The 14,747-nt window shown below is 65.6% G+C and carries 13 protein-coding genes and 1 other RNA gene; 2 read left to right on the forward strand and 12 right to left on the reverse strand.

Annotated features, from left to right (window positions below; all coding sequences use genetic code 11):
- Positions 1 to 44: 44 nt before the first annotated feature.
- Entirely contained in the window at positions 45 to 1,319 is a 1,275-nt protein-coding gene (gene ahcY, locus NZ951_02035) for an adenosylhomocysteinase (protein ID MCS7206702.1), read from the reverse strand.
- Between the two features lie 238 nt (positions 1,320 to 1,557).
- Here ahcY and ssrA point away from each other — a divergent pair.
- Positions 1,558 to 1,911: a transfer-messenger RNA gene (ssrA, locus tag NZ951_02040) on the forward strand.
- Between the two features lie 7 nt (positions 1,912 to 1,918).
- On the opposite strand, the gene hisB is transcribed toward ssrA, so the two are convergent.
- The 9 genes from hisB to NZ951_02085 form a co-directional block, all read right to left on the reverse strand.
- Positions 1,919 to 2,509 carry an imidazoleglycerol-phosphate dehydratase HisB gene (gene hisB / locus NZ951_02045; protein ID MCS7206703.1) on the reverse strand — a complete coding sequence of 197 codons (591 nt, stop codon included), beginning with the start codon at positions 2,507 to 2,509 and terminating at the stop codon, positions 1,919 to 1,921.
- 3 nt (positions 2,510 to 2,512) lie between these two features.
- Entirely contained in the window at positions 2,513 to 3,610 is a 1,098-nt protein-coding gene (gene hisC, locus NZ951_02050) for a histidinol-phosphate transaminase (GenBank protein ID MCS7206704.1), read from the reverse strand.
- 10 nt (positions 3,611 to 3,620) lie between these two features.
- Positions 3,621 to 4,952: a histidinol dehydrogenase gene (hisD, locus tag NZ951_02055; GenBank protein MCS7206705.1), complete on the reverse strand. Its 1,332-nt coding sequence runs from the start codon at positions 4,950 to 4,952 to the stop codon at positions 3,621 to 3,623.
- Positions 4,940 to 5,692 (reverse strand): zinc dependent phospholipase C family protein, encoded by a 753-nt coding sequence (locus tag NZ951_02060; protein MCS7206706.1) that lies wholly within the window; start codon positions 5,690 to 5,692, stop codon positions 4,940 to 4,942. The genes hisD and NZ951_02060 overlap by 13 nt, the downstream gene beginning before the upstream one ends.
- 8 nt (positions 5,693 to 5,700) lie before the next feature.
- A complete protein-coding gene (gene hisG, locus NZ951_02065; GenBank protein MCS7206707.1) occupies positions 5,701 to 6,723 on the reverse strand; it encodes an ATP phosphoribosyltransferase in 1,023 nt (340 codons plus the stop codon).
- Positions 6,704 to 8,077, reverse strand: coding sequence for a histidine--tRNA ligase family protein (locus NZ951_02070; protein ID MCS7206708.1), 1,374 nt, complete (start codon positions 8,075 to 8,077; stop codon positions 6,704 to 6,706). Before NZ951_02070 ends, hisG begins: the two co-directional genes overlap by 20 nt.
- Before the next feature lie 124 nt (positions 8,078 to 8,201).
- On the reverse strand, positions 8,202 to 8,999 hold the full coding sequence (locus tag NZ951_02075; protein MCS7206709.1) for an enoyl-CoA hydratase-related protein: 798 nt from the start codon (positions 8,997 to 8,999) through the stop codon (positions 8,202 to 8,204).
- A gap of 75 nt (positions 9,000 to 9,074) precedes the next feature.
- Positions 9,075 to 10,499 carry an amidase gene (locus NZ951_02080; protein MCS7206710.1) on the reverse strand — a complete coding sequence of 475 codons (1,425 nt, stop codon included), beginning with the start codon at positions 10,497 to 10,499 and terminating at the stop codon, positions 9,075 to 9,077.
- Positions 10,500 to 10,510: 11 nt separating this feature from the next.
- Positions 10,511 to 11,104 (reverse strand): methyltransferase domain-containing protein, encoded by a 594-nt coding sequence (locus tag NZ951_02085; protein MCS7206711.1) that lies wholly within the window; start codon positions 11,102 to 11,104, stop codon positions 10,511 to 10,513.
- 185 nt (positions 11,105 to 11,289) lie between these two features.
- On the opposite strand from NZ951_02085, the gene gatB reads away from it, so the two are divergent.
- Positions 11,290 to 12,771, forward strand: coding sequence for an Asp-tRNA(Asn)/Glu-tRNA(Gln) amidotransferase subunit GatB (gene gatB, locus NZ951_02090; GenBank protein MCS7206712.1), 1,482 nt, complete (start codon positions 11,290 to 11,292; stop codon positions 12,769 to 12,771).
- Between the two features lie 204 nt (positions 12,772 to 12,975).
- Here the strand turns inward: gatB and NZ951_02095 are convergent, their stop codons facing one another.
- Positions 12,976 to 13,917, reverse strand: a complete 942-nt coding sequence (locus NZ951_02095) for an alpha/beta hydrolase (protein ID MCS7206713.1) — start codon at positions 13,915 to 13,917, stop codon at positions 12,976 to 12,978.
- 17 nt (positions 13,918 to 13,934) lie between these two features.
- Entirely contained in the window at positions 13,935 to 14,744 is an 810-nt protein-coding gene (locus NZ951_02100) for an alpha/beta hydrolase (protein ID MCS7206714.1), read from the reverse strand.
- Positions 14,745 to 14,747: the final 3 nt, after the last annotated feature.

Genomic DNA, 14,747 nt, shown 5'->3' on the forward strand with positions numbered 1-14,747 from the left:
GCATGCCCTGCCCTCCATGCGAGATGTGTGTGGCGATATGGCCATTAGACAGTGCCGGCCTCCCAGGACTGGAGGTAGCGCCGTTGCTCCTGGGTGAGGGAGTCTATGCGGATACCCATGCTGGCCAGTTTCAGCACGGCCACGTGGTGGTCAATCTCCCGGGGCACCTTGTAGACGCCCGGGGTGAGGCTTCGCCCCTGTTTTACCAGGTATTCTACACTAAGGGCCTGGTTGGCGAAACTCATATCCATGACGCTGGAGGGGTGGCCTTCGGCGGCGGCCAGGTTGATGAGGCGTCCTTCCCCCAGCAAATACAGGCGTCGCCCGTCCACCAGGGTGTATTCGTCCACAAAGGGGCGGATGCGCCGTTTCGCCGTGGACATCTTCTCCAAGGCGGGGATGTTCACCTCCACATTGAAGTGTCCGCTATTGGCCAGGAGGGCCCCGTCCTTCATGAGGGCGAAGTGCGCCGCGTCCAGGACATGGATGTCCCCCGTCAGGGTGATGAAGATATCGCCGATGGGCGCCGCCTCCAGAAGAGGCATCACCTGATAGCCATCCATGACGGCCTCCAGGGCGCGCAGGGGGTCTACTTCGCAGACGATCACCTGGGCACCCATGCCCCGGGCGCGCAGGGCGACCCCCCGTCCGCACCAGCCATAGCCCACCACCACCACCTTCTTGCCCGCCCATAGGATATTCGTGGCGCGAGTAATGCCGTCAATGGTGCTCTGGCCGGTGCCGTAGCGGTTATCAAAGAGGTATTTGGTCTCGGCGTCGTTGACGGCGATGATGGGGTAGCGCAGGCGCCCGTCTTGGGCCATGGCCCGCAGGCGGATGACACCGGTGGTGGTCTCCTCGGTGCCCCCCAAAACATGCGGGAGGAGGTCCGGGCGCTCCTTGTGGAGGGTACTGACCAGGTCTGCGCCGTCGTCCAGGGTGATGTGGGGCTGGTGCTGGAGGGCCTGGTGGATGTGGCGGTAGTAGGTGGAGGTGTCTTCCCCTTTGATGGCGAAGGTGGGGATGCCATACTGGGCCACCAGGGCGGCGGCGACTTCGTCCTGGGTGGACAGGGGGTTGCTGGCGCACAGGGCCACGTGGGCACCGCCCGCCTGGAGGGTGAGGGCTAGGTTCGCCGTTTCGCTGGTGATGTGTAGGCAGGCGGCGATGCGCACCCCTTGCAGGGGTTTCTCTTTGGCGAAGCGCTCGCGAATCAGGCGCAAGACAGGCATCTCCCGGCCGGCCCATTCGGTCTTCAAGACGCCCTGGGGGGCCAGGGAGGGGTCGCGCACATCGCCCGGGGCGGTCTGGGTGGCCACAGCGCCTCCTTAGGACAAGGCTCACGGTTTACCCTTTTAGGGTAGCATACGACAAAGCGGGATACGGGGGACGCCGTATTTTTGCCTGGATGGTGGGGGGTGCTGGCGGACGATGCCCCCGTCCTGCACCTATGCGGCCTGGACTGAGTGCCTAATGATACTCCCGGAGGTTGCCCAAACAACAGAGATCACACGGTCTTGATTTATGATATCATGGGTGTGCTGGCGAGCCATCTGTGGGGACGCGTGGGCTCGACAGGGGATGGCCTTGCGGGACAGCAGGCCGAGGTGCCGTCCACCTCGCTAAACAGGCGGCGCAAAAGTAACTGGCGAGCGGCAACTCGCTCTGGCGGCCTAACACAGGCCCCTGTCTGCCCCGCCCGGCCCCGAGGGGCGGGAGCGGGCACCACTCACTCGGGGTGCGGCCTTCCCCGACGCCGATAGGGGGATGCCTAAGACGCTCTCGGCTGGCCCCAGGGGAGCCTGTCGGCGGGCGCCCCACGGGCGAGACCCAAAACACCGACTAAGCCTGTAGGCGGTCCTAGCGGGGAGTCCTCTGGACGGGGAGTTCGACTCTCCCCCGTCTCCACCATATCTTTTTATGCGGTGAGGGTGCCTTTGGTGCTGGGGACCTCGCCCCCCAGACGGGGGTCTGGGGCAACCGCCTGGCGCAAAGCCCGGGCCAGGGCTTTGAACAGCGCCTCGGCCTTATGGTGATTGTTTCTCCCCTCCAGCACGCGGGCGTGGAGCGTCATACGCGCCTCGTAGGCGAAGGATTCCAGCATATGGCGGAGGAGGTCGGCCTCCAGTCCCTCCACCTCCCCCTCAATCCCCAACTCCACAGACGCGTAGCCCCGTCCCGACAGGTCTAGGGCGACTTGGGCTAGGGCCTCATCCAAGGGCACCAGGGCGTGGCCGAAACGGGTGATGCCTTTCCGTTCCCCGAGGGCCTGGTGCAACGCCCTCCCCAAGCTGATACCGATGTCCTCCACCAGGTGGTGCCAACCCGATGGGTCGCGCCGCCCACGGACGGTCAGGTCTATGAGGCTGTGGCGGGCCAGTTGGGCCAACATGTGGTCCAGGAAGCCGAGGCCCGTGTCCACCTCCCAGTGCCCCTGGCCATCCAAGTTCAGGAGCACCTCCACCCGTGTCTCTCCTGTCTCGCGCAGCACCCGTGCGGAGCGGGACATGGCCTATTTCCCCCCCAAGATGGAGCGCATGGCAGATACCAGGGCGTCGGTGTGATGGGGCAGGCCCACGCTGATGCGGACGCACTCCACCAGGCGAGGGTGGCTGAAGGTGCGCACCAACACCCCTCGGCGCGCCAGGGCAGCGGCCACTGCGTCCCCTCTGTGGCCCGGCAGGTGCACCAACAGGAAGTTGGTCTTGGAGGGGTAAACCACTACCCCCCCGATGGCGCGCAAGGCGTGGGCCATGCGCTCCCGCTCCTCCACCAAGGTGCGGACGCGCTGGAGAAGGGTGTCGGTATCTTCCAGGGAGGCCAGGGCTGCCAGCTCGGCAGCCACGCTGATGTTATAGGGGGCCTTGATGGCCAGCACACGTTGGACAATCCGGGGGGACATAATGCCATAGCCTAGGCGTAGACCCGCCAATCCTGCCCACTTACTCAGGGTGCGCAGGATGACCAGGTTTTCATAGTGGGCGAGCCAGGGCACGGCCGTGAAGCCACAGAACTCGTGGTAGGTCTCGTCCACCACCACCAGGATGCCAGTCTCGGCTAGGTCTAGGACAACCTCAATAGGGGTGAGGTTGCCGGTGGGGTTGTTAGGGTTGGCAACGAACACGACCTTCGTGCGCTTGTCCACAGCGCGGCGCACGGCGGAAGGGTCTATCTCCCACGCGGCGTCGCGGGGCACATCTACCACAATCCCCCCGTTCACCTTGGTGCAGAAGGGATACATGCCGAAGGAGGGGGAAAGGTCGATGACCTTATCTCCCGGGGAGAGGAACAAGCGCAGGAGGAGGTCAATGAGTTCGTCGCTGCCGGCCCCAGCCACCACCTGGTCGGGCTGGACCCCTGCATAGGAGGCCAGGGCAGAGCGCAAGCGACGCTGCAGGGGGTCGGGGTAGATGTGGTATCCCGCATAAGAGCCCAGGGCTTGACACACCGCGGGGGAGGGGCCGTAGGGGTTCTCGTTGCCGTCCAGTTTGACGATGCGTTCTGGGGGAATGCCCAAACGGGCGGCTAACACCTCAGGAGGGTCTATCCCCTCGTAGGGGCGCAAGTCCAAAAGGTCGGGGCGCATCAGGTTTTCCAGTAGGGGTGGCATAGGCGTCTCCTTAGGGGCGGTGGGTGCGCCAGCGTTTCAGGCGCACCTGGATGGCCCGACTGTGGCCATCCAACCCCTCCGCACGGGCCAGGGTCATGGTGTCGTGGGCCAAACTGGCCATCTGCTCGGGGCTAGAGGCGACCACACACACGGCCTTGAGGAAATGGTGCACGCTGAGGGCGGAGGCGAAGCGGGCCGTTCCCCCGGTGGGCATCACGTGGCTGGGGCCGGCCAGGTAGTCGCCCAGGGTTTCGGGGGTGTCTTCTCCGACGAACACGCCCCCGGCGTGGTACACCTGGCTCACCCAGCGCCACGGGTCGGCGACGGCCAGGCACAGGTGCTCGGGGGCGTAGAAGTTGGCCAAGTCAAGGGCCTCTTCCAAGCTATCCACCAGAATGATGAGGCCTTGGTTGCGGAGGGCTTGGGCGGTGATGGCAGCGCGGGGGAGAGTGCGCTGTTGACGCTCTATCTCCTGCAGGAGGGGGTGCACCAGGGCCTCGTGGGTGGTGATGAGGATGGGGGAGGCCAGGGGGTCGTGCTCCGCCTGGGCCAGCAGGTCGGCGGCCAGGTAGGCAGGGGTGGCGGTAGCATCGGCGATGATGACCGTTTCGGTGGGGCCGTAGAGGCCGTCAACCCCCACCACGCCGAACACCATCTGCTTAGCCAGGGTTACAAAGATATTGCCTGGCCCGCAGACCATGTCCACTTTGGGGACGGTTGAGGTGCCGAAGGCCATGGCCGCAATGGCTTGGGCACCTCCAATTTGGAACACCCGTGTGGCCCCCGCCAGGGCAGCGGCCCCCAGGATCCAGGGATGGGGGCCATCGGGACGCGGGGGTGTGCACAGAATCACCTCGTCCACCCCCGCCACCAGGGCCGGCACCACTGTCATAATCACCGTGGAGGGGTAAATAGCGGTTCCGCCGGGGATGTAGATGCCCACCCGTTCCATGGGGACGAACATCTCCCCCCAGCCCCGCTGGAAATCCACCCAACTGCGGGGAAGGCAAGCGGTGTGATACTCCACGGCGCGCTCCCAGGCGGTTTCCAGGGCGGAGCGGAGGCGTCGGGGCATCTTGTGCAGGGCATCCTGGCACGCTTGGGGGGACACCTCCAAGCCTTCCACCGGCACCTTGTCCAGGCGTTCGGTGTAGAAGCGCACGGCCGTGTCCCCGTGCTGGCGCACGTCGGCCAGGATGCGCTCCACCGCCTCGCGCACGGTCAGGGGGCTGCCGAAAGCCTCTGCCAGGCGCTGAGACGCCTCGGGGGGAAGGGTGTAGTCCCCGAGGGGACGGCGGGTGAGGGCTGCTTTGCCGTTGTCATAACCCTTTACGATGCGCACGCTAGCCACTCCTCTGCCTTTTGCGCCCAGGTGCGCTGGCACGCCTGGGCGAAGCGGGCGACCTCCTGGGGAGAGACCCGCGCCCACAGGCTGGCCAAACCCGCCTGGGGATCGCGCAGAAACGCCTCGGCGATATGGTGGGCAAGGGGGTTACCATGGGGAAACAGCCGGCGGGTGAAGTTGCGCAAGCGCTCCCAGGCGAAGGGGCGTCCGCACACCTCTTGCACGATGCTCCGCCAGCGCCCCAAGTCCTGCGCGGGGAGGAAGGGCAGGTGGACCTGCCCTTCGCTGCCGTCCAGCAGGGGCAGAAGCGGTTGCACCTGGGGGTGCACCTGCTGGTCCAGGCTTAGTTGCAGGGCGCGGTCCAGCACCTGCCCCTCTTCCGGTATGGGGAAAAGGGTGGTGTTGCCGAAGAAGGGGCGAAAGATGTGCACCACCCACGCCATATCGGCGATAAGGTGGGAGAAGTACCCCAGCAGGAAGGCTTGGGTCGCCTCGTCTAGAGCTGTGGGGTAGCGCAGGTGGGGATAGACTTGGAAGAGGCCGGTGATGCCTGCCGTAACCTCCTGGCTGGAGAGGGGGGCGAAGTGGGTCTCCTCCCGAGGGGCACGGGTCATAGCGCGAATGTCGGGGGCGGTGGCCCCCAGCAGAAACACCCCCAGGTGCCGGTGCACAAGGGGATGGGGGAAGCCCTGGGCGCACTCCCACGCTAGGGCCAGGTGATAGGTCAGGTTAGGCATGGCCTCTCCTACAGGGCCTCCAACGCCTGCAGGAGGCGTTGATAGGCCTGACAGGTCTCCTGGAAGAAGTAGGCCGACTGGACGACGGTGATGCCGTTGCCCCCCATGCGACGCAGGTGCTCCACCGCTTCCAGCAGGCTCTGTTTGGGCACCAGGACAGTTACAGCATACCAGCCCCGCCCGTCGGCACTGAAGACGGGGGCGATGGTGGGGCCTTGCACTCCGGCCACCTCCCGTCGGCGCAGGACATGGGCTGCCACTGCCTCGGCCGACTCCCCCTGGAGGTTGGCGGTAACCTGGTAGTACTCCTGGGCGCGCAGGTGGGCCTCCATCCGCTCCAAGAGCACGCGGGCCAGGGCCAGGCGCTGGGGATCTTCCTTTAGGCGCACGAGGTTGCCGATGAGGCACGCCTGGGACGAGAGGATGACCCCGTCAGAAAGGGGTTTGAGGCGGTTCTCCCGCAAAGTGGTGCCACTGGAGGAGATATCCACAATGAGGTCGGCGAAGCCCACCACGGGTGCTACCTCCAAGGTGCCGCTGGAGGGAACGATGGTGAAATAGGTAACGCCCCGCTGGATGAGGAATTGCTGGGCCAAACGGGGGTATTTGGTGGCGATGCGCAGGGTGCGCCCCCGCTCCCGGAACTCCCAGGCGAGGTCGGCCAGGTCTGCAGTGCTGGTTACATCCACCCAGGCGTCGGGCACGGCCACCACCAGGTCGCATCGCCCGTACCCTAGATCGTGGAGGAGCACCGCGGCTGGCCCCCCCTCTCGGTGGACCTCTAAGAAGCGGTCTAAACCCACGATGCCCAGGTCGGCGGTGCCCTCCTCCACCTTCAGGGCGATGTCGGTGGTGCGCTGGAAGAGCACCAGCACTCCCGGCACGCCCCCCAGGTGGGCGGTGTAGCGCCGGGCGCTGGAGCGTTCCACAGGAACCCCACACGCCCCTAAGAAGCGGAGGGTCGGCTCGTGGAGTTCGCCGTCGCTGGGGATGGCAAGGCGCAAACGGTCTTCACGGCCAGAAGTAGTCACAAGAGCCACCTTTGTGCACCACCACAATGGCATGCCCCTGTTGTGCCCATCCCTGACGCTCGGCGGGGGAGAGGGGGGCAAAAGCCACCGCTACGGCATCCCCCCCGAACCGGAGAGCCTCAGCGATACGCAGGGCGTCGGGATAGGCGTCGGCGTCGGCAGGGGCAACGAGCACCCGCCGGGGACTGCGCCGGGGCGCCACAGAGGGCGACACCTCCATCAGCCGCTCCAAGCTCAGAGCGAAGCCCAGGGCGGGCACATCCTCTCCCAGTCCCAGAGCACTCACCAGGCCGTCGTAACGGCCACCCCCGGCCACCACCTGCCCCGTGGGGGTGTGCACCACCTCAAAGACCATACCCGTGTAATAGGCGATGTCCCGCACCAGAGCCAAGTCTAGCAGCAAGGGCATGCCCGGCGAGCGATGCAGGGTCAGGGTGTCCAGGAGGGCCTCCACCTCTACTAGGGGGGCGGGGTCCAGATTCCAGTGGCGCGCCAGGGCATAGGCCTCCGCAAGCACCTGGTGAGGCTCGCCCCGTAGGCGCGCCAGGTCTGTGAGGAAGTGCACTGCCTTCTGGAAACGGGGAGGCTCGTCCAAAGCGTGGAGTTTGCGGGCCAGGCGAGCCAGAATTTCCTCGCGGGTGCGTCCCCCAAATAGAGGGGACACCGCCTCCTTGTCGCCTGGGGAGGGGGAGTCCACACCCCCATTAAGGGTGGAGACGAGGGCTTCCAGGTCGGCTGGGGGACCGGCACCGCGGAAGAGGGCCAGGCTGTGGGCCTGTTCCAGCAGGCGTTGAGGGCCGTGCTCCCCACTGCGGAGAAGGGGTATACCCCTGAGCAAAAGGGCTTGGGCACGGCTGGAGAGGCCAAAGGGGGCCAGCAGGCGATCCAGACACCCCCGATGCCCCACCGTCAGGACAAACCCCGTCCCCTTCAGGGCGAGGATGCACTCCTGGGTCAGAGCCAGTAGTTCCGCATCCGCACGGGAGCCGGAGGCCCCGATCATCTCCGCTCCCACTTGGGTGAACTGGCGCAAAGCGTGCGGGGAGGGATCGAAACGGAACACGGGCCCAACATAATGCCAGCGCACGGGGAGGGGCAGGCCCGAGCGCACCTCTAGGAAACGGCGCATGACGGCGGTGGTGAACTCGGGGCGCAGGGCCACCACCTGTCCCCCCGGCTCGGTGAAGGAGTAAAGGCGGGTGATGAGTTCCGCCCCCGACTTGCGTAGGAACAGGTCGGTGCGCTCCAGGAAGGGGGTATCGATCCAGGCATACCCATAGGAGCGGAGGACCTGCTGCAGGGCCTCCACCGCGGTGTGCCGCTGCATACAGGCCTCTTCGTCCCAATCCCGCATCCCAGCCAGGTGCAGGGGTTGCACAGCCGTCTCCTGAAGGCTATTGTAGCGCAAAAGCCCTTGCTGACGGGGCGGGAAGGGCTTATCCCCCCTTTACGACGGGTCGCCTCCTCTGCGGGCCAATCTACTGGCCCCGGAAGGTGGGTTGGCGCTTCTCCAGGAAGGCGGAAACCGCCTCCCGATGGTCGTCGGTAAGGAAGGTGATGCCCTCCAGGGAGAGGGAGGTGTCCAGCACCAGGTTCATATACTCCTTTACAATCTTGTTCACGGAGTATTTGGTCCACTTGATGGCCTTGGTCGGCCCTTTGGCCAAACGGGTGGCGAACTTGAGGGCCTCCTCCAGGGCCTGGCCTTCGGGCACCACCTTGTTGATGAGGCCGATGCGCTCGGCCTCGTCGGCCGTTAGAAGGTCGCCGGTCAGTAGGTACTGCTTGGCCCGTGCCACACCGCACAGCAGGGGCCAAATCACTGCTCCCCCGTCTCCCGCCACCAGGCCCACCCGCACATGGGGGTCGCCGATGCGCGCGTTGCGGGCGGCGAAGATGACATCGCAGAACAGGGCCAAAGTCGCCCCCAGGCCTACGGCGTCGCCGTTGACGGCGGCCACAATGGGGGCTTCCACCTCCAGCATGTTGCGGATGAGGTGGCGTCCTCCGCGGGTGGGCGAGATGCCCCGCACCGGGTCAAACCCCCGCTCCCGCATGCCCTGGATGTCGCCCCCGGCGCAGAAGGCCCTCCCGGCCCCTGTCAGCACGATCGCTCGCACCTCCGGATCCCGGTCCAGGTCCACCCAGATATCCTCCACCTCCAGGTGCATAGGCGGGTGGATGGCGTTCAGGCGGTCGGGGCGATTGAGCGTCACGATGGCGACGCCGTCCTGCTTCTCCACCTTCAGAAACTGGTAGCGACCGTAGTCGGGCATGCCCACCTCCTTTGCCTGGTATGTGCGCTGGGAACCTTGCGGGGTAGTTTCAAGGATAGCATAGACCCCTCTGTTTTAGAGGGGGGGTCTACGGGTGCGGTCGGGGAGGATCTGCTCCAGGGCATAGCCCACCCGTAGGATAGTGGCCTCCTCAAAGGGGCGGCCGACGATCTGGAGGCCGATGGGGAGGCCCTCGTGGCTCAGGGCACAGGGCACCGAGAGGGCTGGCAAACCGGTGAGGTTGAAGGGGCTGACAAAACGGGTAAGGGCGGTGCGCACATCCACCGAGCGCCCCGCAATAGTCACCCGCTCCGCCCCAATGGGCGGGGCGGGCACCGGGCATGTGGGGAGCAGAAGGGCATCCACTTTTTGCAGGAGGGATAAGACGGTCTGGATAGCTGTGCGCCGCACCTGGTGGGCCTTCAGGTAGAGGGTGCCGGGGAGGGCCATGCCCGCCACCAGGCGCAGGCGCACATCCTCGCCGTAGTCGAGGGGGCGCTCCCGTACCCAGCGTTGGTGAATAGCTGACGCTTCGGCCATAAGAATGGTCAGGTGCGCGCCGGGTAGCGCCTCTGCTCCCTCCCAGGTTACCTCCTCTATCCGTGCCCCCAGACCCTCCAAGGTGTGCAGAGCGGTGGCGAAGGCCGTCTCCACATCGGTGTCCATTAGGCCGAAGGTGTCCCCGCCCAGTACCCCCAGCACCAGGCCCTCCACGCCTCTTGTCAGCCCATCCAGGTAGTTGGGGACAGGGTGGGATGCAGAGGCGGGGTCCACGGGGTCATACCCGGCGATGACGGATAGGAGCAGGGCAAGGTCTTCGACGGTGCGGGCCATGGGCCCTACATGATCTAACGACCAGGCCAGGGGGAACACCCCCCGACGGCTCACCCGCCCGTAGGTGGGCTTGAGGCCTACGATACCACACAGGGCTGCGGGGATACGGATGGAGCCTCCCGTATCCGTCCCCAGGGAGAGGGGGCACATTCCCGCCGCTAGGGCCGCCCCCGAGCCCCCCGAGGATCCGCCCGGGATGCGGGAGGTGTCCCAGGGGTTGCGGGTGGCCCCATAGTGGGGGTTGGTGGTGGTGATGCCATAAGCAAACTCGTGGAGGTTGAGTTTCCCGAGCAGGATAGCCCCCGCCTCCTTGAGACGGCGCACCACAAGCGCATCCTCTTGGGGGGTGTGGGTGCACAGGATACGGCTTCCCACAGTGGTGGGCAGGCCGGCCGTATGGAAGATGTCCTTCAGGGCGATGGGCACACCGTGCAGGGGGCCGCGCCACGCACCCCGTTGCGCCTCGGACTCCAGGCGGCGGGCCTCTTGGAGTGCCGCCTCCGGATACAGGGCGATGTAGGCGTTCAGGGTGGAGTTGAGGGCGTCACTCCGCTCCAGGCAGGCTCGGGTCAGTTCCACGGGGGAGAGACGCTTGCGCCGAATGAGGCGGGCTGCCTCCCGTGCGGAAAGCCAATGGAGATCTGGGGAATCGGTTCGTGAACGCACAGTGCACCTGCCTACAACGTCTTGGTCGCGCGCAGGATTACCAGCACGCCCCCCAGGTAGCGCTCGAGTCGATCAAGGGCGAAGCCTGCTCGCTTAACCAGGGCCACCGTATCCCTGTTGAGATGGCACCCCCCAGCCAGGTGCTTCCATAAGGGGGTTATGACATGCTGCACCCATGCCAGTGGCTGTCGGGGGGAGCGCACGTGCTCCAAAGCGACCAAGCTTCCCCCAGGACGGAGCACCCGATACACCTCCCCCAGGGCCCGCAGGGGCTCAGGGATGGTGCACAGAACCAGTTGAAATACCACCAGTCCGAAGGTGGCATTGCCAAAGGGGAGTGCCTGGGCGTCCCCTTGCACAAGGAGGAGGGGGTGGTGCCTTCGCAGAGCTCTGTGCCGGGCCCGCTCTAAAGCGGGGCGTTGGGGGTCTAGGCCCACCACCGCCTGCCCAGGGGCGTAGGCTTGTAAGCCCAAGCCAGTCCCCACGCCCACCTCCAGGGCCGTCTGGTGAGGGATGCCTGTGAGCAGACGGCGTCGCAACGTGGCCAGGCCCAGGCGCTCCAGGGGGATAAGGCCCCAGTCGTACACAGCCTCACAGAGCCCCACATCCATTCTCCTGGGGAGAATCATGTTCCTTCCACTCTATCTATGTGTTGGGGTCAGCGTCAAGGGTAAGGAGGACTGTATCGTTCCTAGCAGGGGGGTTGGGGGTCTGAAACCCGCTCAGGCGTCCTTTGCTATGATAAAAGGCCGAGGACGGGCTTCCACCTTTGACTATGGGGAGGATGCGCATGGAATGGGAAGCGGTCATCGGGCTGGAGGTGCATGCCCAACTGCTTACCCGCAGCAAGATGTTCTGCCCCTGCCCTGCCGACTACCAGTCCGCCGAGCCCAACACCCGTGTCTGCCCCATCTGTCTGGGGATGCCGGGGGTGCTCCCCGTCATTAACCAGCAGGCCGTGGAGTTCACCATCATGACGGGCCTGGCCCTCCAGTGCACCATCGCCTCCCAGACCCACTTTGACCGTAAGAACTACCCCTACCCTGATTTGATGAAAGGCTACCAGATTTCCCAGTATGCTCATCCCATCGCCTACGACGGGGCTCTGGAGATAGAGGTGGATGGGCAATCCCGGCGCATCGGGATTGTGCGGGTGCACCTGGAGGAGGATGTCGCCAAACTGCACCACTTTCGCCAGCCCACCGGCGAAGCCTACTCCCTGGTGGATGTCAACCGTTCGGGTGTGCCCCTGATGGAGATCGTGAGCAAGCCTGATCTGCGCTCTCCTGAGGAGGCGCGCCTGTATCTGATGCGCCTGCGCACCATCCTCCAATATCTGGGTGTCTGCTCCGGGGATATGGAGAAGGGCACCTTCCGCTGCGATGCTAATGTGAGTATTCGTCCCAAGGGCTCCACCACCTTTATGCCCAAAGTGGAAGTGAAGAACATGAACTCCTTCCGTGCGGTCCAGCGGGCTCTGGAGTATGAGGTGCAGAGGCAAATCCAGGTGGTGGAAAGCGGGGGGCGGGTGGTCCAGGAGACGCGGGGGTGGCTGGAGGAGAAAGGGATTACCGTTCCCCAGCGCACGAAGGAGTTCGCCCACGACTACCGCTACTTCCCCGAACCGGATCTTCCCCCCCTGGTGATTAGCCGTGCGTGGGTGGAGCGCCTGCGCCAGCGCCTCCCCGAACTGCCCGATGCCCGCCGCGAGCGTTTCATCACCCACTACGGTCTGCCCCGCTACGATGCCACTTTGCTGACCGCCTCCAAGGAGATGGCGGACTACTTTGAAGCGTGCCTGCGCATCCGCCCCCAGGAGGGGGAGGCCCTCCGCCGCACTGCCAAAGCCATCAGCAACTGGCTCTTGGGGGAGGTCAGCCGTTTGCTCAACCTTCACGGTAGGGAGATCAGCCAAGTCAAGGTATCCCCTGCTGACCTGGTGGCCCTGCAGGACTTGGTGGACAAGGGCACCTTGAGCATCAGCATGGCCAAAACGGTGTTGGAGGAGATGTTCGCCACCGGCCATCCCCCCGCCCGCATCGTGCAGGAGCGGGGGATGGTGCAGGTGAGCGCGGTGGAGGAGGTGCTCCCGGCCGTGGAGGAGGCCCTGCGCACCAGTCCCCAAGCCGTCCAGGACTACTTGAAGGGAAAGGAGACGGCCTTGCGCTACCTGGTGGGGCAGGTGATGAAAATAACCAAAGGGAAGGCCAACCCCACCCTGGTGAACACCCTGCTGAAGGAGCGCCTCGAGGCCCTGAAAAAAGGGGGGTAGATACCCTATCACAGCAGAGGCTGGCCCCCGCGGGGCTGTCCCCGCTGGGGCTTTTTGGGCGGTGGGCCTTCGGCTCCACGTGGTTTTTCAAGGACACCAGGCCGGTTACTCCCCCACCCCCGTTGGCGGCACGCACCATTCCGTGTGCTTCGTGGCCATAAGTGAGGTGGGCCGCGCCTGGGGGTAGCCCCCTGTGCTAGGGGTTTACCCCGGCTGGAGGGTCTCCGTTATCAGGGCGTGGAGGGTGGCCCCTATGCTCACCAAAGCCTGGCGTCCGGGGAACAGCAGGTGCCCCACAAAGCCGTGGATGTTCCCCATATAGCGCAGACACACGGTGGGCACCCCCGCCTGGGCCAGGCGTTCGGCATAGGCCTCTCCTTCGTCCCGCAGGGGGTCGTATTCGGCAGTGAGGATGATGGCGGGGGGGAGGCCCGTCAGGTCGGGGGCGCGCAGGGGCGACGCCAGGGGATGTGCCCCGTCCTCTGCTCGGGCAAGATAGTGGCCCCAGAACCACCGCATCCCCTCGCGGGTCAAAAGATACCCTTCGGCGTTTTGCAGGTACGAGGGGCGGTCCAAGGTGTAGTCGGTAACGGGGTAGATGAGCACCTGGCCAGCAAAGGATGGCCCACCCCTCTCTTTGGCTCGCAGGGTAACGGCGGCCACCAGGTTGCCCCCGGCGCTGTCCCCCGCCAAAGCCACCCGCCGCGGGGAAAGCCCCCAAGCGGACGCGTTCTGCACAGCCCAGCGGGCTGCGGCCTCGGCGTCGTCCACGGCGGCGGGGAACTTGTGCTCCGGGGCACGGCGATAGTGCACCGCTATGACTAGGCATTGGGATGCGTTGGCCAAGTGGCGACAGGGGGCATCGTGGGTGTCCAGGTCGCCCAGCACCCAGCCCCCACCGTGGTAATAGACCACCAGCCCCACCGGCGTCCCCGTCTGGGGCCAGTAGAGGCGCACGGGTATCGGCCCGCCAGGGCCCGGGATGGTGCGGTCCTCCACTTTGGCCACGGGGGGACGAGGGGCGCGGGCGGCCAAGGTGCGCATCAGGTTCCGTGCCTCCTCCACGGAAAGCAGATGGAAGGCGGGGATACCTGCCTGGGCACGCTGTTGCAGGAAAGCCACAACGGCCGGGTCCAGGGCCACCATCGGTCACCTCCACGGGGTTACTGTAGGAAGTCAAGGATGGTGGGGAGAACAGTGTCCAGGCGCTCCAGGTGAGGGAAATGGTTTGCCCCCTCCACCAGCACGGTGCGGGCGTGGGGGATGGCGCGGGCGAAGTCCTGGGCATAGGAGGCGGGCACCACCGCATCCTGCTTGCCCCAGACGAGCAGGGTGGGTGCCCGCACCCGATGCAAGCGTTTGGACAAACCCCGGTCGGGGATGGGCCACCAAAACTTCCCGGAGCATCCCATCGCCCAGACGCGCCGGGCTTGGAGGAGGGCCTGCTCTTGGGGGTCGGAGGCAGTGGGGAAAGCCCATCCTACCGCGGGCGAGGCTGGGTCGAGGAACAGGAGCTTAATAAGGTCTTGCTGGTGGAGGACAGCCATCCAGTTGGCGATGGGACGGTCGGCGCTCCACAAACCGAGGGGGGCTATGAGCGCCACCCGTCGGGGCAGGTCGGGCCAATGGGCCGCCGCCTCTGCCGCCAGCATACCCCCGAAAGAATGCCCCACCAGGGCCGCACGCCCCACCCCCAAGCTGTCCAGCACCTCTCCCACAACAAATACCAGGTCCCACAACCCGTCCAACTGGTAGATGGCGTTGGGGTCGGTGCCCGTCCCAGGCAAGCGGGGGGCATACACGGTGTACTGGCGGGCTAACCCCTCCAGGAACGGGTCCCACTGGAGACCCCACGCTCCGTGGAAGAACACCACAGGCGGTCCTGTCCCTGCCCGCTCCACCTGCACCGTCAGCCGATTCCCTAAGGCGGGCACCGAAAGGGTTTCACCACGAATAGGGTTAGGTGTGCTCATAAG

The organism is Dehalococcoidia bacterium (genome assembly GCA_025060295.1).
GTDB lineage: Bacteria > Chloroflexota > Dehalococcoidia > Lucifugimonadales > HRBIN23 > HRBIN23.

What these genes read in the sequence shown, in the direction of transcription:
- NZ951_02075 (MCS7206709.1), bottom strand. Translation starts at nt 8,999, where the DNA reads ATGCCCGACTACGGTCGCTACCAGTTTCTGAAGGTGGAGAAGCAGGAC.
- NZ951_02100 (MCS7206714.1), bottom strand. Translation starts at nt 14,744, where the DNA reads ATGAGCACACCTAACCCTATTCGTGGTGAAACCCTTTCGGTGCCCGCC.
- hisB (MCS7206703.1), bottom strand. Translation starts at nt 2,509, where the DNA reads ATGTCCCGCTCCGCACGGGTGCTGCGCGAGACAGGAGAGACACGGGTG.
- gatB (MCS7206712.1), top strand. Translation starts at nt 11,290, where the DNA reads ATGGAATGGGAAGCGGTCATCGGGCTGGAGGTGCATGCCCAACTGCTT.
- NZ951_02060 (MCS7206706.1), bottom strand. Translation starts at nt 5,692, where the DNA reads ATGCCTAACCTGACCTATCACCTGGCCCTAGCGTGGGAGTGCGCCCAG.
- hisC (MCS7206704.1), bottom strand. Translation starts at nt 3,610, where the DNA reads ATGCCACCCCTACTGGAAAACCTGATGCGCCCCGACCTTTTGGACTTG.
- NZ951_02070 (MCS7206708.1), bottom strand. Translation starts at nt 8,077, where the DNA reads ATGCGGGATTGGGACGAAGAGGCCTGTATGCAGCGGCACACCGCGGTG.
- NZ951_02095 (MCS7206713.1), bottom strand. Translation starts at nt 13,917, where the DNA reads ATGGTGGCCCTGGACCCGGCCGTTGTGGCTTTCCTGCAACAGCGTGCC.